The sequence below is a fragment of the Stenotrophomonas sp. YJH_SMC_69 genome (assembly GCF_059370495.1).
Genome location: NZ_JCAFTS010000015.1, coordinates 24,993 through 44,930 on the forward strand (window position 1 = coordinate 24,993; position 19,938 = coordinate 44,930).

Here is a 19,938-nt window from a genome sequence, read left to right on the forward strand (position 1 = left end):
GAAAGGGGGCCAGTCGGCGCCGGATTTGGAAAAAGAAGTCCAACATTATACGTCGAACTTGACGATTCGCGAAAAGGTGGATTTCACGCCTGTCACGGGGCCCATTCAGCTGGGCATCCGCCGCCCCGGCCGGGGCCGCCAGGACCCGGCTGCGCGGCTCCCCGTCCGGGGGCTGAAGCGGGGCGCTTCACCAATGGTCGAAGCCGCCGCCGACACGAGGCGGGTGTAAACTAGGTGGCTAGACGCATTCCCCTTTGCATCAAGGATCTTCATGTCCCTCATCGCCACTTTCGACACCACCCAGGGCCCGATCAAGGTCGAGCTGTTCGCCGACAAGGCACCGCTGACCGTGGCCAACTTCGTGAACCTGGTCAAGCACGGCTTCTATGACGGCCTGATCTTCCACCGCGTTATCGCCGACTTCATGATCCAGGGCGGCTGCCCGCAGGGTCGTGGCACCGGCGGCCCGGGCTACAAGTTCGAAGACGAGAAGAATGGCGTGAAGCACGAGGTCGGCTCGCTGTCGATGGCCAACGCCGGCCCGAACACCAACGGCAGCCAGTTCTTCATCACCCACATCAAGACCGATTGGCTGGACGGCCGCCACACCGTCTTCGGCAAGGTCCTGGAAGGCCAGGCGATCGTCGATTCGGTCAAGCAGGGCGACGTGATCCATTCGATTACCCTGGAAGGCGACGTCGACGCCGTGCTGGCCGCCCAGGCCGACCGCGTCGCGGAGTGGAACAAGCACCTCGCCGCCTGATCCCCCTTCGAAACGGCCACCCACGGGTGGCCGTTTCCCTGTTCCCCGCCGCCCGCCAGGCCTGCGTGGCTCTGCCCGCGGCGTCCCATCAAACGCTTGCAAGCAAGAGGAAACCCCCATGAAAGCACCCGTTCGTGTTGCCGTGACCGGCGCCGCCGGCCAGATCGGTTATGCCCTGCTGTTCCGCATCGCCTCCGGCGAAATGCTGGGCAAGGACCAGCCGGTCATCCTGCAGCTGCTGGAACTGCCGGTCGACAAGGCCCAGGCCGCCCTGAAGGGCGTGATGATGGAGCTGGAAGACTGCGCCTTCCCGCTGCTGGCCGGCATGGTCGGCACCGATGATGCCGAAGTCGCGTTCAAGGACGCCGACATCGCCCTGCTGGTTGGCGCACGTCCGCGTGGCCCGGGCATGGAGCGCAAGGACCTGCTGCTGGAAAACGCCAAGATCTTCACCGCCCAGGGCGCGGCGCTGAACAAGGTCGCCAGCCGTGACGTGAAGGTGCTGGTGGTCGGCAACCCGGCCAACACCAATGCCTACATCGCCATGAAGTCGGCCCCGGACCTGAAGCCGGAAAACTTCACCGCCATGCTGCGCCTGGACCACAACCGCGCGCTGAGCCAGCTGTCGACCAAGCTCGGCAAGCCGGTCGGTGGCATGGAGAAGCTGGTCGTGTGGGGCAACCACAGCCCGACCATGTACCCGGACTACCGTTTCGCCACCGCCGATGGCGCGTCGATCGCCGATGCGATCAACGACCAGGAATGGAACGCCAACACCTTCATCCCGACCGTGGGCAAGCGCGGCGCGGCGATCATCGAAGCCCGTGGCTCGTCTTCGGCCGCTTCGGCCGCCAACGCTGCCATCGACCACGTTCGTGACTGGGTGCTGGGCAGCAACGGCAAGTGGGTCACCATGGGCGTGCCGTCCGACGGTTCCTACGGCATTCCGGAAGGCGTGATCTTCGGCTTCGCAGTGACCACCGAGAACGGCAAGTACACCCTGGTGAAGGATCTGCCGATCGACGACTTCAGCCAGAAGTACATCGACAAGACCCTGGCCGAGCTGGAAGAAGAGCGCGCCGGCGTTGCCCACCTGCTGGGCTGATGCAGGCGGTACCGGCTCGAGGCGGTACCTCTTTCATCAAGGTAGGTGTCGACCGCTGGTCGGTACATTCCCATCGAGGTAGGTACCGACCGTTGGTCGGTACGCAGAACGGGGAAGCTTCGGCTTCCCCGTTTCTGTTTGGACGGATACGGAGCCGCATGATCCACCTGCATTACATCGACGACGCGCTGCTGGTGGCCGAGAAGCCGGCCGGCCTGCTGTCCGTGCCCGGCCGCGGCGCCGAGAACCAGGATTGCGTGGTCGCGCGCCTGCAGGCGCTGTACCCGGATGCGTTGACCGTGCACCGCCTGGACCAGGTGACCTCCGGCCTGCTGCTGCATGCGCGCGGCAAGGACATGCAGGTGGCGTTGTCGATGCAGTTCGAGCAGCGCCAGGTCGGCAAGCGTTATGAAGCGATCGTGGAGGGGCTGCTTGAAGGCGATGCCGGCGATGTGGACCTGCCACTGATCGTGGACTGGTCAAACCGGCCGAAGCAGATGATCGATCACGAACGCGGCAAGCCGGCGCTGACGCGCTGGCGCGTAATGGCGCGTGATGCCGAAGCGCAGCGCACGCGCGTGGCGCTGGAGCCGGTTACTGGCCGCAGCCATCAACTGCGCCTGCACATGGCCAGTCTCGGCCATCCCATCGTTGGCGATGTGCTGTATGACGCCGCGCCTGCGCAGCGCGTGCATCTGCATGCGCGCAGCCTGCGGTTCACCCACCCGGTGACGGGCGAGGCGCTCGCGTTCGAGTCCGCCACTCCGTTCTAGGGGTTCGGCAGGGCTTGCAGCCCTGCACCTGCTACGAACCGGAGCAACGTCAAAGGCCAAGGCGGCTCTGGTCTTCTGCTTGCTGGGCGGGGCGGTGTGGGTTGGCAGGACACGCCGTAAACCCCCCTCCGGGGGCCGGCCCAGCCGCTGGCGGCTGTGCGTTCGGGCGCTTGCAAAGCAGTGCTTCGCAAGCAAAGCGCCCTCACCCAAGGGGACTCGATGGCGCCATCCATGGCGCCAACGGTCCTGCCAACCCACACCGCCCCACCCCCGACAGATTGCTGCGGCGGTTGGTAACGGCTGTCGCTGTTGGTGTTGGTAGGTGTCGACCTTGGTCGACACGATTTTTCTGTCAGATATCGAATTGAATATTGAATCTGGGGATCCGACCCCGTGCTCCGACAGATCGCGGAAGTCTGTCGAAGGCGGGGTGGGTCCGGTTGCGGGGGCGTGAGCCGCATGGATGCGGCGACCGAGCCTCCATGGACGGATTCACGGTGTCCCCCGCAACCGGACCCACCTCGCCATCCCACGGGAAACCCGCTGTTGCTTCGGCTGTTGCTTCTGAGGTTGCCGGCCAGCGGCCGGCACTACCGCGGGTGCAGGGCGCAGCCCTGCATGAAAACCCCACCCCCTACCAAGGTAGGGCGGCCCGCGCGGCAGCGCCGGACTATCCTCGAACCCATGACTTTGTCTGGGAGGGCTGCGTCATGAACTACGAGGAAACCTACCGTCGCTCGATCGACGCGCCGGAGGCCTTCTGGGGCGAGGAAGCCAAGCGCATCCATTGGCACAAACCGCCGCAGCAGGTACTCGACTACAGCAACCCGCCGTTCCGGCGCTGGTTTGTCGGCGGTGAAACCAATCTCTGCTACAACGCCGTCGACCGCCATCTGGCCGAGCGCGCCGACCAGCTCGCGCTGGTTGCCATTTCCACCGAGACCAGCAGCACCCGCGAGATCACCTATCGCCAGCTGTATCGGGAAGTGAACGACTTCGCTGCCGTGCTCAAGCACCTCGGCGTCGGTCACGGTGACCGTGTGGTGATCTACATGCCGAACATGGCCGAGGCGGTATTCGCCATGCTCGCCTGCGCGCGCATCGGTGCGGTGCATTCGGTGGTGTTCGGTGGCTTCGCCGCGCACAACCTGGCGCTGCGCATCGACGATGCCAAGCCGAAGCTGCTGATCGCCGCCGATGCCGGCATGCGCGGTGGCAAGCTGATTCCGTACAAGCCGATGGTCGATGCAGCCTGCGCCGAAGCCACGTCGCCACCGCCGCACGTGCTGATCGTGTCGCGCGGACTGGATGCCGCCGAACCACGCGTGCCGGGCCGCGATGTGGAGTACGCCGCGCTGCGTGCGCAGATCGGTGAGGTCGACGTGCCGGTGCAGTGGCTGGAATCGAGCGAGCCGAGCTACCTGTTGTATACCTCGGGCACCACCGGCAAGCCGAAGGGCGTGCAGCGCGATGTCGGCGGCTACGCGGTGGCGATGGCACAGTCGATGGAAACCGTGTTCGACTGCAGGCCGGGGCAGGTGATGTTCTCCACTTCCGATGTCGGCTGGGCGGTAGGCCATTCCTACAATGTGTACGGCCCGCTGATCGGCGGCTGCACCTCGCTGCTGTACGAAGGGCTGCCGACCAACCCGGACCCGGGCATCTGGTGGGCGCTGTGCGAGCAGTACAACGTGCGCACGATGTTCTCGTCGCCCACTGCCATCCGCGTGCTGAAGAAGCACGATGCGGACTTCATCCATCGCCACGACCTGCGCGCGCTGAAATACCTGTTCCTGGCCGGCGAGCCGCTGGACGAACCGACCGCGCACTGGATCAGCGAAGCGCTCGGCAAGCCGATCATCGACAACTACTGGCAGACCGAGACCGGCTGGCCGGCGCTGACCCTGCTGCCGGGCCTGGAGATGAAGCCGGTGCGCTTCGGTTCGCCGGGCTTCCCCAACCTCGGCTACCGGATGAAGGTGATCGACGAGAACACCGGCGAGGAAGTCGCACCGGGGCAGAAGGGGGTGCTGGTGGTGTCGCCACCGTTGCCGCCGGGCTGCATGAGCACGGTGTGGAACGACGACAACCGTTTCCTGCAGAGCTACTTCAGCCACTTCAAGGAACTGCTGTACAGCTCGCTGGACTGGGCAATCCGCGACGACGATGGCTACACCTTCATCCTCGGCCGTACCGATGATGTGATCAACGTGGCCGGGCACCGGCTGGGCACGCGCGAGATCGAAGAGGCCATTTCGAGCCACCCGCGCGTGGCCGAGGCTGCCGTGATCGGGGTCAAGGACGAATTGAAGGGGCAGGTGCCGCTGGTGTTCGTCACCCTCAAGCAGGGCCTGGATGGCGAGGATCCGGCGCAAGTGGTGGCCGAGATGATGGCCACGGTGACCACCTCGCTCGGCGCAGTGGCCCGCCCGGCGCACGTGCACGTGGTCAACGCGCTGCCCAAGACCCGTTCGGGCAAGCTGCTGCGGCGCTCGTTGCAGGCGCTGGCCGAGCAGCGCGACCCGGGTGACCTGTCGACGCTGGACGATCCCGGCGCGCTGGAGGAGATCCGCCGGGCGCTGGGCCGTTGATCCGGTCGTGCCGGCTACTGGCCGGCCCCCCCCATCCACCCCGAGGTTGCCGGCCAGCGGCCGGCACTACCCGCAGTACTTGCGCTAAGCTCGGCCTGTCATCGACCTGCAATACGCGGCTCGCGCCGGGGAACGCGCGTGCCGTCCGGAGATGGCAACACAGGGGAGCGTGCCCGCGAGGGCGCGCTGGCATTGCGCATCGAGCGAGGGGGAGGCAATGGCATTGCTGCACGCCAAGACGGCTGCTGGCCGTCAGGAAATCGAAGACCGTAGCCGGCGCCTGCCGGCGGCACTGCGTTCGATCCTGCTGATGGTCGATGGCCATCGCAACGACACCGAACTGCGTGGCCTGTTCGAAGGCCTGCGGGCACCACCGGACGCACTGGAGCAATTGTCAGCACAGGGCCTGATCGAAGTGATCGGCGGAAGCGCAGAGGTGGCGCCGGCGCGCGGCATCAGCACCGGGCGCGAACACGACCCGGTGCTGTACCAGCAGTTGTACGACGCGATGAGCGAGGCGGTGCGCCGCCACCTGGGCCTGAAGGGCTACTTCATGCAGTTGAAGATCGAACGCTGCACCGATGCGCTGGCGCTGGAGCGCTTGTGCCCGGAGTTGCTGGCGGCGGTGGGCAAGGCACGCAGCCCGGCATTGGCGCAGCGCTGGTGGCAGGAAACCCAGTCGGCGGTGCTGAACGCTGGCAGTGAGGTCGTGCAGGCCTGAGCCACCGCGTAAAGTGATCGGTTCACTTCCCTACAAGGAGTCCCGCGTGCAGGACGACCACGACGACACCGACACCCCAGGCTGGGACGCGATCAATGCGGCGCTGGCGCCGCTGTATGCCGGCCAGGAGCCGCGCCACTTCGGCACCGCGCTTCCGTACACGCTCGGTGGCCAGGATCCACTGGATGGCATCAGCGTGTACTGGGCGGATGCGCCGGTACCGCACTGGCATTACATCACCTACGGCTTCTCCGAGCTGTACGCCAAGGAGAGCAGTGATGCAGATGCCAGCGGTTATGGCTTCGAGCTGACCTTCCGTCTGGCTGCCGAGGCCGGTGAGAACGCCGGCAGCACCCCGCCGGTGTGGCCGATGAACCTGCTGCAGAACCTGGCGCGTTACGTGTTCGGCAGTGGGAACGTGTTCGAGGATGGCCATCACCTCAACGCCAACGGTCCGATCGCGCTGGAGACCGGCACGCGGCTGTGCCATCTGGCCTTCATTGCGGACCCGCAGTTGCCGGCGCGGGACACGGCCAACGGCCATCTGCAGTTCCTGCAGTTGGTCGGATTGACCGATGAGGAGATGGAGGCGGTCAAGCGCTGGTCGACGCGTGGCGTGCTGCAGGCGCTGCTGCCGGCGATGCCGCTGTGGATCAGCGATCTGCATCGCGACAACCTGCTGGAGGACCCTGCGCTGGCACAGCGGGTGCAGGCCGGCAGCGAACGCGAGGGTTCCAGCACCGGCATGCTGTTCATCGAGACCCTGGACTGGCGGCAGGAGGCGGGCGTCACCACGCTGGTGCTCGGCGCCGGTCAGGTCGCCAGCGTGTGCGAACTGTTGCCGCTGCGCCTGCGCCACGGCAAATCGCTGGAACTGGCCAGCCGCGAGCGGCAGTGGGAGTTCATCGCGCACGGGGGCGGTGAAGCGGCGGACGTATCCGCCGACAGCGCGCGCTGGTCACTGGACGAGGCGGGCCTGCAGGCCCTGGCAGGGGTGCGCGCCGAGCGCGGGGTTTACCCGGTGGCGGGGGCGCTGCGCATCGAAGTGGTGCCGACCTACCTGCGCGATGCCAAGGGGGAAGTGATCCGCCAGATCGGCTGATCGCGCGAATGATATCGAGGGGTCGGAGCCGCCTGCTGCGCAGGCGGATCCGACCCCGTCTGGTGGCCGGTGGGGTCAGATCCGTCCGCCACGCGAACGGCTCTGACCCCTGACCAAGGTCAGGCCAGGCCTTCGGCCTTCAGCGCGGCCTGCACGCCGGCATCGGCATCCATGCGTGCCTTGTAGGCGGCCAGATTGTCCAGGCCCGACAGGTCGACCTTGGTGCCGGCGGCCCAGCGCAGGGTGATGTAGAAGTACGGGTCGGCGAAGCTGCGGAAGCCGGCCAGCCAGGGCTTGTCGGCCAGCTGCCTGTCGGCGGTCTCGAACAGGCCACGCAGGCGCTTGTGCGCGGCGGCGCGGATCGCGTCGTACTGGCCTTCGTCGGCAATGAACTTGCCCGGCGCGAACAGCGGCGAGAAGGCCGGGTGCACGTCGGAATTGACGAACGCCAGCCAGCGGGTGGCTTCGGCGCGCTGGCGCGGGCTGCCGTCACCGCCGAGGCCGGCCTGCGGGAAGCTGTCGGCGATATAGCCCATGATCGCGGCGTTCTGCAGCAGCACGAAGTCGCCGTCGACCAGCGCGGGCACCGCACCGGCCGGATTGATCTTGAGGAATTCCGGACCCTTCAGGGTGTCCTTGTTCAGCAGTTCAACCTCGAACGGCTGGCCGGTCCACTGCAGGGCGATGTGGTCGGCGGTGGAACAGGCACCGGGCTTGCTGTACAGCTTCATGGGAACTCCAGGTGATGCGGGCGGGAAACGCCCACTATCCCAGAGCCTGCCGGCAGGCGGCAACGCTGCCGCCGGCACGGATCGTTACGACTGCCGCGGCTTGAGGTTCTGCACCTTATAGAAGGTGTGATCGCCGATGGTGGCCACCTGGTAGGCATTGCGCCAGTTCGGGCTGGCGATGGACAGCGCGGCGAAGTGGCTGGCACCGGGCACGATCTCGCGGCGCTCGCCGGCCGGCAGCGCCCAGTTGCGCTCGGCGTCGAAGGCCACGTTCATTGCCTCGCTCCAGGCCGCGTCGTTGCCCAACTGGGTGCCGGGGGAGACGATGGTCGGTGCGAACTGCTTGCGCGCGGTGACCACCTGGCACATCGAGTCGCCCCACAGGCCACTGTCGAGACGGCGCAGTGCGACCTCGGCGACGGCCTGCTGGCCGCGCAGGGTCTGGTCGCGGGCTTCCAGGTAAACGGTGGTGCTCAAACACAGTGAATCAGCGGCCGGCTGCGGCAACAACTGCGACAGCCAGAGAATCCAGGCCAGTTTCATATAACTCCTTGCTCCGTATGGGCCGCACCCTCCGGTTCCGGCCGCAGGGCGACAGGAGGCGGGGTACGACTTGGCGTCATGGGGAGGCGGCCATCGGGGCCGCCCCGTTGGGCAGCCCCAAAAGAAACGACCAGTACCGATCGTGGGGCTGCGCCGGCTCACCGGAAACTGGCTGGTGAGCGGAAAGATGGCGCAAGGTAGGGGGGCGTAGCCGAACGCATCGTGAACCGCTCGGCTTGACATTCAGGTTCAATGAGGGTGACGGAAATCACATTCCGCCCCCCATTCAGGCGCTCATCAGAGCCCGGCGGCAACCCGGCTGCCCTGGTCGATGGCGCGCTTGGCGTCGAGTTCTGCGGCCACGTCGGCACCGCCGATCAGCTGCGCGTTGATGCCGGCCGCCTGCAGTTCGGCCTGCAGCGCGCGGTTGGGTTCCTGCCCGGCGCAGATCACCACATGGTCGACCGGCAGCAGCTGTTCGCTGCCGTCCACGCGGATGCGCAGGCCCGCGTCGTCCACGCCGAGGTACTCGACGCCACCGAGCATGCGCACGCCCTTGGCCTTCAGCGTGGCGCGATGGATCCAGCCGGTGGTCTTGCCCAGGCGCGCGCCGGGCTTGCCCGGGCTGCGCTGCAGCAGCCACAGCCGGCGCGGCGAGGTTTCAATCTCCGGCCTGGCCAGTGAGCCGCGGGCCTCGAAGGTGCTGTCCACGCCCCATTCGGCCATCCAGCGCTGCGGGTCGAGGGAGGGGGACTCGCCGGCGTGGCTGAGGAATTCGCCGACATCGAAGCCGATGCCGCCGGCGCCGATGATCGCCGCACTGGTGCCGACTTCGACCCGGCCCAGCAGCACGTCCAGGTAGCTGACCACCCTGGCGTGGTCGGCACCGGGGAAATCGACCTTGCGCGGGGTGATGCCGGTGGCCAGCACCACCTCGTCGAAGCCGGTCAGCTGGGCGGCATCGGCGCGAGTGCCGAGGCGCAGCTGCACACCGGTTTCGGCCAGTTTGTGGCGGAAGTAGCGCAGGGTCTCGTGGAACTCTTCCTTGCCGGGGATGCGCTTGGCCACGTTGAACTGGCCGCCGATCTCATCATTGGCGTCGAACAGGGTGACCTGGTGGCCACGCTGGGCAGCGACGGTGGCACAGGCCAGGCCGGCGGGGCCGGCACCGACCACGGCTACCTTCTTCGGCGTGGCGGTGGGGTGATAGACCAGCTCGGTCTCGTGCGCGGCGCGCGGATTGACCAGGCAGCTGGCCAGCTTGTTCTCGAACACGTGGTCCAGGCAGGCCTGGTTGCAGGCGATGCAGGTGTTGATCGCCTCGGCGCGGCCGGCACGGGCCTTGTTCGGCCACTGCGGGTCGGCCAGCAGCGGGCGTGCCAGCGACACCATGTCGGCGCCGCCAGCGGCGAGGATGCGCTCGGCGACGTCGGGCATGTTGATGCGGTTGGTCGCCACCAGCGGCACCTTCACATGCGGCTTGAGCTTGGCGGTGACCCCGGCGAAGGCAGCACGCGGCACCGAGGTGGCGATGGTCGGAATGCGCGCTTCGTGCCAGCCGATGCCGGAATTGATGATCGTTGCGCCGGCCGCCTCGATGGCCTGCGCCTGCTGCACGATTTCTTCCCAGCTGCTGCCGTCGTCGACCAGATCCACCAGCGACAGGCGATAGATGATGATGAAGTCCGGGCCGCAGGCCTCGCGGATGCGGCGTACGATCTCGACCGCGAAGCGCATGCGTTGGCGCGCGTCGCCGCCCCAGGCATCGGTGCGCTTGTTGGTGCGCGGGGCGATGAATTCGTGGATGAGGTAGCCCTCCGAACCCATCACTTCCACGCCGTCGTAGCCGGCCTCGCGGGCCAGCTTGGCGCTGCGTGCGTAATCGGCGATATGCCGGTCGACGCCGCTGGCCGACAACGCGCGCGGGGTGAACGGGTTGATCGGTGCCTTCAGCTTCGACGGTGCCACCGACAACGGGTGATAGGCGTAACGGCCTGCATGCAGCAGCTGCAGGCAGATCTTCGCGCCGTGCTGGTGCGCGGCGGCGGTGAGCTGGCGGTGCGGCCGCACTTCCCAGGGCCAGGACAGCTTGCCGCCGAACGGCTTCAGCCAGCCGACCACATTCGGTGCGAAGCCGCCGGTGACGATCAGGCCGACGCCGCCCTCGGCGCGCTCGGCGAAGTACGCCGCCAGCCGCGGGAAGTCGCGGGCGCGATCCTCCAGGCCGGTGTGCATCGAGCCCATCAATACGCGGTTGCGCAGTTGGGTGAAGCCCAGGTCCAGCGGGGCGAACAGATGGGGATAGGCGCTTTCGTTGGCTGGCGACATGGTCGATACGCTTGCGTACGGAAGCGCGAAGCGTGCCGCGAAACGGCGGCCGGGGCAAGGGCCGCTGGATGGCGCCGGCGCTGCCCCCGAACTCCGGGGGCGGTAGTGCCGGCCGCTGGCCGGGTACGCTCGGCACATGCGTGCTGTCGCTCCCGCGTTTCGCTGCGCGAATCGCGGGCCCCACTTGCCGGCCTCCCCCCCCCCCCCGCGCCTGCGGCGCTGCCCCCGAACTCCGGGGGCGGTAGTGCCGGCCGCTGGCCGGCATACGGGGAAGCTCAGGGCGATTGCGGCTGCCGGGCAGCGGCGGGTACGACCGGGGGGCGGCCGATCCCGAACCAGCCCAGCGTGACGCCGCACAGCGGGCCGATCAGCAGGGCGAAGGCAAGGGTGCCGAGGCCGACATTGCCGCCCAGCCACCAGCCCAGCAGCAATACGCTGCCTTCGATCAGGCTGCGCACCTTCCAGATCGGCCAACCGGTGCGGGCATGCAGGCCAGTCATCAAGCCATCGCGCGGTCCCGGGCCGAGGCGGGCGCCGATGTACAGGCCGGTGGCCAGCGCGACCAGCAGCATGCCTGCACAGAACATCGCCAGCTGCCAGCCCACGCCGATGGCCGGTGGCAGCAGCCACAACCCGAACTGTGCGGAGGGACCGATCAGCATCACGTTGAGCACCGTGCCGACGCCCGGCTTCTGGCGCAGTGGCCACCACAGCAACAGCACCAGTGCGCCGATGACATTGGTCGCCAGCCCGAAGGACAGCGGCGTCTGTGCGGCGATGCCCTGCGACAGCACGTCCCAGGGCGCCACGCCGATGGCGGCACGGATCATCAGCGAGGCACCGAAGCCATACAGGAACAGGCCGGTGATCAGTTGCAGCAGGCGCAGGGGCAGGGCGGTAGGCATGGTGGGCTCGGGGGAGGGGAGATCTGTTTCCACCGTATCCCTGATTTCCTTGAGCCCATAGATACAGATCCCAGCCAATCCGCTGGTACAGGCAGCGCCGATCCTGCAGGCGGGCGGTTGAGCAGGGCCGCGCCCGTGCTCTGCTGGTGGCGGCAGGCGTAGCAGCCTGGCGTGGGCTCGGCCTACATCACGGCGTCAGTTGTCCCAGCCCACCAGCGCCAGCTTGCCCACCGTGTGCCCGCTGGCCAGGCGCTGATGCGCGATGTCCAGGTTGGCCGCATTGATCGTGCCCAGCGTTTCACTGAGCGTGCCACGCAGCTGGCCGGCATCGATCATGCTGGCGGCGCGGCTGAGGATGCGATGCTGTTCGATGCAGTCGGCGCTGGCGAAGCGCGAGCGCGCGAACATGAACTCCCAATGGATGCCGATGCATTTGGCCTTGTACGGATCGCCGATGCGCAGTGCGCCACGCGGCTCCACGATCAGGCCGACATGGCCCTGTGGTGCCAGCAGCTGGCCCAGTTCGTCCCAGTAGTGATCGGTGTCGGCCAGGTTGAGCGCCACCTGCACTGCGTCGATGCCCAGTGCCTGCAGCTGGGGCTGCAGCGGCTGCCGATGGTCGATCACATGCGTGGCCCCCATCTGCCGGCACCAGTCGATCGAGGCCTCGCGCGAGGCGGTGGCGATCACCTCGAAGCCGGCATGGCGGGCCAGCTGGATCGCCATCGAGCCCACGCCTCCCGCACCGCCGATCACCAGCAGGTGCTGGCCGCCATGGCGGCGATCATCCAGGTGCAGCGGCATGCGCTGGAACAACAGCTCCCAGGCGGTCAGCGTGGTCAGGGGTAGTGCGGCGGCTTCGGCGAAATCGAGCGTGCTCGGCTTGCGGGCGACCAGGCGCTCGTCCACCCACTGGTACTGGGCGTTGCAGCCCGGCCGGGTAACGTCACCGGCGAAGTAGACCTCGTCACCGGAGGCGAACAGGCTGGCCTCGTCACCGATGGCTTCGACCACACCGGCGGCGTCCCAGCCGAGCACCCGGGGAACCTCAAGGGTGGCCGGATCGGTAGCGGCCCGCTGCTTGCCATCGACGGGGTTGACCGATACCGCTTCGATCCGCACCAGCAGATCGCGGCCGCGAGGAGGCAGCGGCGGCGGCAGCAGGACATCACGCAGGGCAGGTGCGTATTCACGACTCAGGGCGACGGCTTTCATCACGGCTCCGGCTGGGTTCGTGATCCCATCATAAGGTTCCTCACGTTTCCGCAAACCTGCTGAACCGTGCGATGCAATGTGCTGCGCAGTATGTCGGTTTTCGCGCTTAAACCCCGTCAAACCCTTGCAGCGTGTGGGTCTTGCGGATTTTCATCATCCTGTATAGGGTTTCAACGTCGGACCGGTCGACGGTCGGGCGCAACACTTCACATGTTACGGGACTGTTAACATGGCCTTCACCCGCCTGAGCATAATGTTCGCGGCGGTGGCGTGCTGAATCGGCTGTCGTACATCGACGCACTAGTGCTGGCCCATGCCTCTACCGGTTTCATACCCCCGAAATAGGAGCTGTACTCAATGAACAAGAAGATCCTTACTGCCGCGCTGCTGGGCGGCCTGGCTTTCGCCCAGGCAGCTTCGGCGCAGGAGTTCGATGACCGCTGGTACCTGACCGGTTCGGCCGGCTTCAACTTCCAGGACAGCGACCGTCTGACCAATGACGCTCCGTTCGTGACCCTGGGCCTGGGTAAGTTCATCAGCCCGAACTGGTCGCTGGACGGTGAACTGAACTACCAGAACCCGAACTTCGACAGCAACCAAGACCTGAACTGGTCGCAGTACGGCGTCTCGCTGGACCTGCGTCGCCACTTCATCAAGGAAGGCCGCGGCTGGAACCCGTACATCGTCGGTGGCCTGGGCTACCAGAAGTCGGAAGAAGAGTACGCTGCAATCGACAACAACGGTCCGCGCCAGCGTAAGGACGGCAACGTTGCCGCCAAGCTGGGCGTCGGCCTGCAGACCACCTTCGAGAAGCGTGTTGCTGTCCGCGCCGAAGTGGCCTACCGCGCTGACTTCGACGACCAGAGCATCGCCGCCAAGGACGAGAGCTGGTTCGGCGACGTGCTGGCTTCGGTCGGCGTCGTGATCCCGCTGGGCCCGGCTCCGGTCGCGGCTGCTCCGGCTCCGGCTCCGGTTGCCCCGAGCTGCGCCGACCTGGATGACGACGGTGACGGCGTCAACAACTGCGACGACAAGTGCCCGAACTCGCAGCCGGGTCAGACCATCGGTCCGGACGGTTGCCCGGTTCCGGTCTCCATCGACCTGAAGGGCGTCAACTTCGACTTCGACAAGTCGAACCTGCGTCCGGACGCCGTGGCGATCCTGAGCGAAGCCACCGAGATCCTGAAGCGTTACCCGGATCTGCGCGTTGAAGTTGCCGGTCACACCGACTCGAAGGGTACCGACGCTTACAACCAGAAGCTGTCGGAGCGTCGCGCCACCGCCGTGTACAACTACCTGACCAAGAACGGCGTCGACGCCGGTCGCCTGGTCGGCCCGATCGGCTACGGCGAGAGCCGTCCGATTGCTCCGAACACCAACCCGGATGGTTCGGACAACCCGGAAGGTCGCGCCAAGAACCGTCGTACCGAGCTGAACGTCCAGAACTAAGTTCTGACGCTCTGCCAGTAGGACACAGCAGGACCCGGCTTCGGCCGGGTCTTGTTGTTTCTGCGGTCCGGAACCCGGCGTTTCAGGCGCGGGAGTAACCGTTCGTCGGGATTTTGCCCATAAAACCAATGAGTTGCCGTATTCATTGAAAGTGGCGCTTGAAAGCTGTCGCGGCATTGCTAAACTCGCCGCGTCACTTCCTTTCCTGGATGCCCTTCATGCTGCGCTCTGCATCGGCCGCCTTCCTGGCGCTGGCCCTGGTTCCCGCCGCCCACGCTGCGGTCGATTGCTCGGTCAACACCAGCGCCTCGCCGCTGCCGTTGCCGGCCACGACCATCGCGCCGGTGGCCGACGAGCTCTACATCCGTGGCAACCAGCTGGGCATGCCGGCCGGCGTGCTGAGCAGCAACTACGATCCGTCGCAGTCGCTGGACCAGGTGCTGCAGCGCCTGCGCATCGATGGGTGCCAGAACATCGCCAAGGCCATTCCGAGCGCACCGGCGGTGAAGCCGAACGATCCGGCGGCCTACAAGCCGCAGACCGAATTCGACAACACGCCCTGGCGCTTCGACATGAGCCAGAACGGCAAGCGCATGACCGCCGAAGAGTTCGACGCCTGGATGAAGGCGCGTGGCGTGCGTGTGGTCAAGGCGCGTCCGGCTCCGGCCGCCACTCCGGCTGCGGCCGAAGCACCGGCTGAGACCAAGCCGGTCGACAAGAAGTAAGCGCGGCGGGGAGCAGAGGCTTGCGCACGCGCCGCCCACCTGCTGCCCCCGCTGCCCGCTCCCACGCACCGCGTGGGCGTGCGGTTCCGGATGTCTCCAATGGCGTGCGCCATGGCCTGGCGCGCGTGCTGTCCAAGGCCGGCGTGTGCTCACGCAGCGAGGCCGCGCGCTGGATTGCCGAGGGCCGCGTGCGCGTGTCCGGCCGCATCATCCGTGATCCCGAGTTCCCGATTGCCAGTCCGCACCCGCCGATCGAAGTCGATGGCCGGCCGATGGATGCGCCGCAGCGGCTGTACCTGGTGCTCAACAAGCCGCGCGGCGTGGTGACCACGGCGCAGGACGAGCGTGGTCGCGACACGGTGTATCGCTGCTTCGATGGTGCCGGCCTGCCGTGGATCGCGCCGGTCGGGCGCCTGGACAAGGCCAGCGAAGGGCTGTTGTTGTTCAGCAATGATCCGCAGTGGGCGGCGCGCCTGACCGATCCGGAGACCGGCCCGCAGAAGACCTATCACGTGCAGGTGGATCGTCTTCCCGATGAGGACACCCTGGCCGCGCTGCGCGCCGGTGTCGAGGACGAGGGCGAGTTCCTCGTCGCCCAGGCCGTGCGCGTACTGCGCAGTGGCGACAAGACCGCATGGCTGGAGGTGGTCCTCGACGAGGGACGCAACCGCCATATCCGCCGCCTGTTGGCGGCCTTCGACCTGCAGGTGCTGCGCCTGGTCCGGGTCGCGATCGGTGGGCTGCTGCTCGGCGATCTCGGCAAGGGGCAATGGCGGGTGCTGGAGGTCAGCGACCAGCAGCGGCTGGGGGCCGCTGCACCGGGCTGATCATCGCCCGCGGCCGGCAGTCGCCGGCCACCGTTCCAGGCGTAGGGGGCGCCTGGTTGCTGAATTTCCCGAACGGAGCCTGCCCATGTACCACCCGACCCTCAACCAAACCCTGCGCTGCGCAGGCCTGCTGCTGCCGATGGTGCTGCTGGCCGCCTGTGGCGGCCACAAGAAGGTGGCCAAGGCGGAAACGCCTGCCGAGACCCCGGTGGTGGAAGTGAAGACCCCGGAGCTGGATGGTCGCGGCAGTTACCGCTTCCTGATGAGCAACGGCGACAAGAAGATGACCGCCGATGAGTTCGATGCCTGGATGAAGGCCAACGGCATCCGCGTTGCCAAGGGCAACGGCCAGGACGCCGCCGCCAAGCCGGTAGTGGTGGCCAGCAAGGAAGAGCCGAAGGGCAAGAAGAAAAAGAAGTGACGCCTGGCGGTGCCGACCCTGGCCGGCACGCCCTCAGGCCACGGCGGGTGCCGACCGTGGTCGGCAGCCATCCAGCCCGGTAGGTGCCGACCTTGGTCGGCACGCTTTGACCAGCGGGGTCAGGGCCTTTTCCGCAGGAAAGGGATCCGACCCCGGCATGATCAGCCCTTGACCACGCCCAGTTCGACACCAATGCGGGTGAACGCATCGATCGCGCGATCCAGGTGCTCGCGGCTGTGCGCGGCGCTGATCTGGGTCCGGATGCGGGCCTGGCCCTTGGGCACCACCGGGAAGAAGAAGCCGATCGCGTAGATGCCTTCTTCCAGCAGGCGCTCGGCGAATTTCTGCGCCAACGGTGCGTCATACAGCATTACCGGGCTGATCGGATGCACGCCCGGCTTCACGTCGAAACCGGCGGCGGTCATCTTCTCGCGGAAGTAGGCGGTGTTCTCGGCCAGCGTGCTGCGAAGGTCGTCAGCGGCAGCCAGCATTTCGAACGCCTTGATGCCGGCGGCCACCACATGCGGCGGCAGCGAGTTGGAGAACAGGTACGGGCGCGAGCGCTGGCGCAGCAGTTCGATCACCTCGGCGCTGGCGCAGGTGAAGCCGCCCAGCGCGCCGCCCATGGCCTTGCCCAGAGTGCCGGTGATGATGTCGATCTTCTCCAGCACGCCCTTGACCTCGGCCGAACCACGGCCGGTAGCGCCAAGGAAGCCGGTGGCGTGGCATTCGTCGATGTGTACCAGCGCGTTGTACTTCTTCGCCAGCGCGGTGATCTCGTCCAGCGGCGCGATGAAGCCGTCCATCGAGAATACGCCATCGGTGGTGATCAGCTTGGTCTTGCAGCCTGCGGCATCGGCGGCCTGCAGCTGCGCTTCCAGATCGGCCATGTCGCAGTTGGCGTAGCGGAAGCGCTTGGCCTTGCACAGGCGCACGCCGTCGATGATCGAAGCATGGTTCAGCGCGTCGGAAATGATCGCGTCGTTCTCGCCGAGCAGCGGCTCGAACAGGCCACCGTTGGCATCGAAGCAGGCCGCGTACAGGATGGTGTCCTGCTTGCCGAAGAAATCGGCGATCTGCTTCTCCAGCTGCTTGTGCAGGTCCTGGGTGCCGCAGATGAAGCGCACCGAGGCCATGCCGAAGCCGTGGGTATCCAGTGCGTCCTTGGCGGCCTGGATCAGGTCCGGATGGTCGGCCAGGCCCAGGTAGTTGTTGGCACAGAAGTTCAGCACCTTGCGGCCGTCGTCGAGGGTGATCTCGGCCGATTGCGGGCTGGTGATGATCCGCTCGGACTTGAACAGGCCCTGGGCGCGGATGGCGTCCAGTTCCTCGGCGTAGTGGCGGGTCAGGGCGGAGGAGACGTCGGTCATGGCGTGGGCACGGCTCTGAACGGGGAAACCGCTGATTCTACCGGGCATCGCCGGTCATCAACCGGGCTGGATGGGGCATCGCCATGGGCAGCGCATGTTGCATCGCAATAGCAAAGTGGTTAAGAATTCGTGAACCGGAGCTGTCGCGCTCCGGCCGCTCCCGCCTTCCACGCCACGCCACCGCCCCCACCGGAGACGCTCATGAAGCACGCCCGTGCCTGCCTCGCCATTGCCGCTGCCCTGACCCTGGCCGCCCCGTTCGCCGCCAGCGCGCAGGAGAACGAATCGCCGTACAGCTGGAATGTCACCGCCGTTTCCGACTACCTGTTCCGTGGCGTGTCGCAGACCGACGAGAAGCCGACCCTGCAGGCGGGCTTCACCTACACCTCGCCGGTGGGCCTGTATGCCGGTGTCTGGGGTTCGGGCGTGGACTTCGGTCCGGGCGATCCGAACACCGAGATCGACTACCAGATCGGCTATGGCGTGGACGTCACTTCGCGCGTCAACTTCGACGTGCTGCTGAACCGCTACACCTACCTCGGTGCCAGCCACCAGAACTACAACGAGCTGGTGACCACCACCACGCTTGATGACACCTACAAGCTGACCGTGGCCTACACCAACGACCAGTGGAACAGCGGCACCGATGGCTGGTACTACGGCTTGGGCGGCAGCTGGGGCCTGCCGAAGGACTTCACGCTGAATGCCAACGTCGGTCGCAGCACCTTCGAGGACGGCATCGCCAAGGACTATACCGACTGGAACGTCGGCGTCAGCCGCCAGTTCGGCCTGTTCAACGTCGGCCTGGGCTACTACGGCACCGACGGCAATGGACGCGAGAACTCGGGCAAGCTGGCCCACAGCCGGGTGCTGCTGACCGTGGCCGTGGGCAAGTAACGCCGCAGGCGTTACGGTAGGTGCCAAGCTTGCCTGGCACGCATTGCGAAAAAGGCGCCCATCGGGCGCCTTTTTCAGTTCCGCGGTGTTCTTGATCCCATCTGGGGAAGAGCCCCCTTGTTGTTCAAGGGGGCGCGCCAAAGGCGCGGGGATAAGGAAACATGCGGGGGAATTGACCCTTCGGGTCAATTCCAGCTGAGCACGACCTTGCCGGCCTTGCCTTCTTCCATCAGGTCGAAGCCCTTCTGGAACTCGTCGATCGGCAGCTGGTGGGTCATCACCTTGCCGAGCGGGAAGCCGGACAGCACCAGCTGGGTCATCTTGTACCAGGTCTCGTACATCTTGCGGCCGTAGATGCCCTGCACGGTCAGGCCCTTGAAGATGATCTTGTCCCAGTCGCAGCCGGCGCCCTTGGGCATGATGCCGAGCATGGCGATCTTGCCGCCGTGGTACATGCAGTCGAGCATGTCGTTGAACGCGCGCGGGTTGCCGCTCATTTCCAGGCCCACGTCGAAGCCCTCCATGTGCAGCTCCTTCATCACGTCCTTCAGCGACTGGTTGGCGACGTTGACCACGCGGGTGGCGCCCATGTCGGCGGCCAGCTTCAGGCGGAAGTCGTTGACGTCGGTCACCACCACGTTGCGCGCACCGATGTGCTTGCAGATGCCGGCGGCGATGATGCCGATCGGACCGGCGCCGGTGATCAGCACGTCTTCGCCGATCACGTCGAATTCCAGCGCGCAGTGTGCGGCGTTGCCGTACGGGTCGAAGAACGCGGCCAGTTCCGACGGGATCTGGTCCGGAATCGGCCACAGGTTGCTGGCCGGCATCACCATGTATTCGGCGAAGGCGCCGTTGACGTTGACGCCGATGCCGACGGTGTTCGGGCACAGGTGCGGGCGGCCGCCACGGCAGTTGCGGCAATGGCCGCAGACGATGTGACCTTCGGCCGAGACGCGCTGGCCGATCTCATAGCCGGTCACCGCCGAACCGAGCGCGGCAATGCGGCCGACGAACTCATGGCCGATGGTCAGGCCCGGCTTGATGGTGCGCTGGCTCCACTCGTCCCACAGGTAGATGTGCAGGTCGGTGCCGCAGATCGCGGTCTTTTCCAGCTTGATCAGGACCTCGTTCGGGCCTGGGGTCGGCACCGGAACTTCTTCCAGCCAGATGCCCTTGGCCGCTTCGCGCTTGACCAGGGCCTTCATCGTTTGCTGCGCCATCGGGGTGGAACTCATCAGGGGGGAAAGCGCGGATTATAGGGTGCCGCGCGGATTTCCCATGTTGCGCTGCGGGTGCAATGGCGGAACGAAAGGCGTGCGCCGACGGGCGTTTCGAACGTGCTGCAAACAGCAGCGCCTCCTTGATTCCTGGGGAGGGGGCGTGGTCACCCTGGCCGGGACACGCAAAAGCCCATCCATGGTGCTCGATGGCGCCTTGCTCGTGCGCGCTATCCTGCGCACACGGCAAGA

At 66.6% G+C, this 19,938-nt stretch carries 18 protein-coding genes; 11 read left to right on the forward strand and 7 right to left on the reverse strand.

Annotated features, from left to right (window positions below; translation table 11 throughout):
* The first annotated feature begins 271 nt into the window (after positions 1-271).
* The 6 genes from AC5P8F_RS19290 (at position 272) to AC5P8F_RS19315 (ending at position 7,055) form a co-directional block, all read left to right on the forward strand.
* Entirely contained in the window at positions 272-763 is a 492-nt protein-coding gene (locus AC5P8F_RS19290; RefSeq protein WP_005408225.1) for a peptidylprolyl isomerase, read from the forward strand.
* A gap of 118 nt (positions 764-881) precedes the next feature.
* Positions 882-1,868 (forward strand): malate dehydrogenase, encoded by a 987-nt coding sequence (locus tag AC5P8F_RS19295; protein ID WP_004153634.1) that lies wholly within the window; start codon positions 882-884, stop codon positions 1,866-1,868.
* 158 nt (positions 1,869-2,026) lie between these two features.
* On the forward strand, positions 2,027-2,641 hold the full coding sequence (locus AC5P8F_RS19300) for an RluA family pseudouridine synthase (RefSeq protein ID WP_495228811.1): 615 nt from the start codon (positions 2,027-2,029) through the stop codon (positions 2,639-2,641).
* A gap of 710 nt (positions 2,642-3,351) precedes the next feature.
* Positions 3,352-5,232: a propionate--CoA ligase gene (gene prpE, locus AC5P8F_RS19305; protein WP_241887132.1), complete on the forward strand. Its 1,881-nt coding sequence runs from the start codon at positions 3,352-3,354 to the stop codon at positions 5,230-5,232.
* Positions 5,233-5,449: 217 nt separating this feature from the next.
* Complete coding sequence (locus tag AC5P8F_RS19310) at positions 5,450-5,953, forward strand: hypothetical protein (RefSeq protein WP_329768255.1); 504 nt, start codon at positions 5,450-5,452, stop codon at positions 5,951-5,953.
* A 46-nt stretch (positions 5,954-5,999) separates the two neighbouring features.
* Positions 6,000-7,055, forward strand: coding sequence for a suppressor of fused domain protein (locus AC5P8F_RS19315; protein ID WP_049406569.1), 1,056 nt, complete (start codon positions 6,000-6,002; stop codon positions 7,053-7,055).
* Between the two features lie 119 nt (positions 7,056-7,174).
* On the opposite strand, the gene AC5P8F_RS19320 is transcribed toward AC5P8F_RS19315, so the two are convergent.
* The 5 genes from AC5P8F_RS19320 to AC5P8F_RS19340 form a co-directional block, all read right to left on the reverse strand.
* Entirely contained in the window at positions 7,175-7,786 is a 612-nt protein-coding gene (locus AC5P8F_RS19320; protein ID WP_014646068.1) for a glutathione S-transferase N-terminal domain-containing protein, read from the reverse strand.
* A gap of 84 nt (positions 7,787-7,870) precedes the next feature.
* Positions 7,871-8,329 carry a cell wall hydrolase gene (locus tag AC5P8F_RS19325; RefSeq protein ID WP_004154513.1) on the reverse strand — a complete coding sequence of 153 codons (459 nt, stop codon included), beginning with the start codon at positions 8,327-8,329 and terminating at the stop codon, positions 7,871-7,873.
* Positions 8,330-8,626: 297 nt separating this feature from the next.
* Positions 8,627-10,657 (reverse strand): FAD-dependent oxidoreductase, encoded by a 2,031-nt coding sequence (locus AC5P8F_RS19330; RefSeq protein ID WP_495228814.1) that lies wholly within the window; start codon positions 10,655-10,657, stop codon positions 8,627-8,629.
* Positions 10,658-10,932: 275 nt separating this feature from the next.
* A complete protein-coding gene (yczE, locus tag AC5P8F_RS19335; protein WP_014646070.1) occupies positions 10,933-11,562 on the reverse strand; it encodes a membrane protein YczE in 630 nt (209 codons plus the stop codon).
* Positions 11,563-11,757: 195 nt separating this feature from the next.
* Entirely contained in the window at positions 11,758-12,777 is a 1,020-nt protein-coding gene (locus AC5P8F_RS19340; RefSeq protein ID WP_329768252.1) for a zinc-binding alcohol dehydrogenase family protein, read from the reverse strand.
* 357 nt (positions 12,778-13,134) lie between these two features.
* Here AC5P8F_RS19340 and AC5P8F_RS19345 point away from each other — a divergent pair, with 357 nt between their 5' ends.
* The 4 genes from AC5P8F_RS19345 to AC5P8F_RS19360 all read left to right on the forward strand — a co-directional run bounded on the left by AC5P8F_RS19345 (position 13,135) and on the right by AC5P8F_RS19360 (position 16,199).
* Positions 13,135-14,226, forward strand: a complete 1,092-nt coding sequence (locus AC5P8F_RS19345; protein WP_014646072.1) for an OmpA family protein — start codon at positions 13,135-13,137, stop codon at positions 14,224-14,226.
* Positions 14,227-14,444: 218 nt separating this feature from the next.
* Positions 14,445-14,951, forward strand: coding sequence for a hypothetical protein (locus AC5P8F_RS19350; RefSeq protein WP_014646073.1), 507 nt, complete (start codon positions 14,445-14,447; stop codon positions 14,949-14,951).
* Positions 14,952-14,971: 20 nt separating this feature from the next.
* Entirely contained in the window at positions 14,972-15,778 is an 807-nt protein-coding gene (locus AC5P8F_RS19355; protein WP_219633258.1) for a pseudouridine synthase, read from the forward strand.
* An 85-nt stretch (positions 15,779-15,863) separates the two neighbouring features.
* The gene (locus AC5P8F_RS19360) at positions 15,864-16,199 is read left to right on the forward strand and encodes a hypothetical protein (protein WP_005415439.1); all 336 of its coding nucleotides are present in this window, start codon (positions 15,864-15,866) and stop codon (positions 16,197-16,199) included.
* 161 nt (positions 16,200-16,360) lie between these two features.
* Here AC5P8F_RS19360 and kbl read toward each other — a convergent pair whose 3' ends face one another.
* Positions 16,361-17,569: a glycine C-acetyltransferase gene (gene kbl / locus AC5P8F_RS19365; protein WP_041863091.1), complete on the reverse strand. Its 1,209-nt coding sequence runs from the start codon at positions 17,567-17,569 to the stop codon at positions 16,361-16,363.
* A 201-nt stretch (positions 17,570-17,770) separates the two neighbouring features.
* Here kbl and AC5P8F_RS19370 point away from each other — a divergent pair, with 201 nt between their 5' ends.
* Positions 17,771-18,466 (forward strand): TorF family putative porin, encoded by a 696-nt coding sequence (locus AC5P8F_RS19370; RefSeq protein ID WP_014646076.1) that lies wholly within the window; start codon positions 17,771-17,773, stop codon positions 18,464-18,466.
* Positions 18,467-18,651: 185 nt separating this feature from the next.
* On the opposite strand, the gene tdh is transcribed toward AC5P8F_RS19370, so the two are convergent.
* The gene (gene tdh, locus AC5P8F_RS19375; protein WP_032955954.1) at positions 18,652-19,674 is read right to left on the reverse strand and encodes an L-threonine 3-dehydrogenase; all 1,023 of its coding nucleotides are present in this window, start codon (positions 19,672-19,674) and stop codon (positions 18,652-18,654) included.
* Positions 19,675-19,938: the final 264 nt, after the last annotated feature.

Bases quoted from the DNA above. Each gene is read 5' to 3' on its own strand.
- AC5P8F_RS19290 (WP_005408225.1), top strand. From the start codon at position 272: ATGTCCCTCATCGCCACTTTCGACACCACCCAGGGCCCGATCAAGGTC.
- AC5P8F_RS19295 (WP_004153634.1), top strand. From the start codon at position 882: ATGAAAGCACCCGTTCGTGTTGCCGTGACCGGCGCCGCCGGCCAGATC.
- AC5P8F_RS19300 (WP_495228811.1), top strand. From the start codon at position 2,027: ATGATCCACCTGCATTACATCGACGACGCGCTGCTGGTGGCCGAGAAG.
- prpE (WP_241887132.1), top strand. From the start codon at position 3,352: ATGAACTACGAGGAAACCTACCGTCGCTCGATCGACGCGCCGGAGGCC.
- AC5P8F_RS19310 (WP_329768255.1), top strand. From the start codon at position 5,450: ATGGCATTGCTGCACGCCAAGACGGCTGCTGGCCGTCAGGAAATCGAA.
- AC5P8F_RS19320 (WP_014646068.1), bottom strand. From the start codon at position 7,786: ATGAAGCTGTACAGCAAGCCCGGTGCCTGTTCCACCGCCGACCACATC.
- AC5P8F_RS19325 (WP_004154513.1), bottom strand. From the start codon at position 8,329: ATGAAACTGGCCTGGATTCTCTGGCTGTCGCAGTTGTTGCCGCAGCCG.
- AC5P8F_RS19330 (WP_495228814.1), bottom strand. From the start codon at position 10,657: ATGTCGCCAGCCAACGAAAGCGCCTATCCCCATCTGTTCGCCCCGCTG.
- yczE (WP_014646070.1), bottom strand. From the start codon at position 11,562: ATGCCTACCGCCCTGCCCCTGCGCCTGCTGCAACTGATCACCGGCCTG.
- AC5P8F_RS19340 (WP_329768252.1), bottom strand. From the start codon at position 12,777: ATGAAAGCCGTCGCCCTGAGTCGTGAATACGCACCTGCCCTGCGTGAT.
- AC5P8F_RS19345 (WP_014646072.1), top strand. From the start codon at position 13,135: ATGAACAAGAAGATCCTTACTGCCGCGCTGCTGGGCGGCCTGGCTTTC.
- AC5P8F_RS19350 (WP_014646073.1), top strand. From the start codon at position 14,445: ATGCTGCGCTCTGCATCGGCCGCCTTCCTGGCGCTGGCCCTGGTTCCC.
- AC5P8F_RS19360 (WP_005415439.1), top strand. From the start codon at position 15,864: ATGTACCACCCGACCCTCAACCAAACCCTGCGCTGCGCAGGCCTGCTG.
- kbl (WP_041863091.1), bottom strand. From the start codon at position 17,569: ATGACCGACGTCTCCTCCGCCCTGACCCGCCACTACGCCGAGGAACTG.
- AC5P8F_RS19370 (WP_014646076.1), top strand. From the start codon at position 17,771: ATGAAGCACGCCCGTGCCTGCCTCGCCATTGCCGCTGCCCTGACCCTG.
- tdh (WP_032955954.1), bottom strand. From the start codon at position 19,674: ATGAAGGCCCTGGTCAAGCGCGAAGCGGCCAAGGGCATCTGGCTGGAA.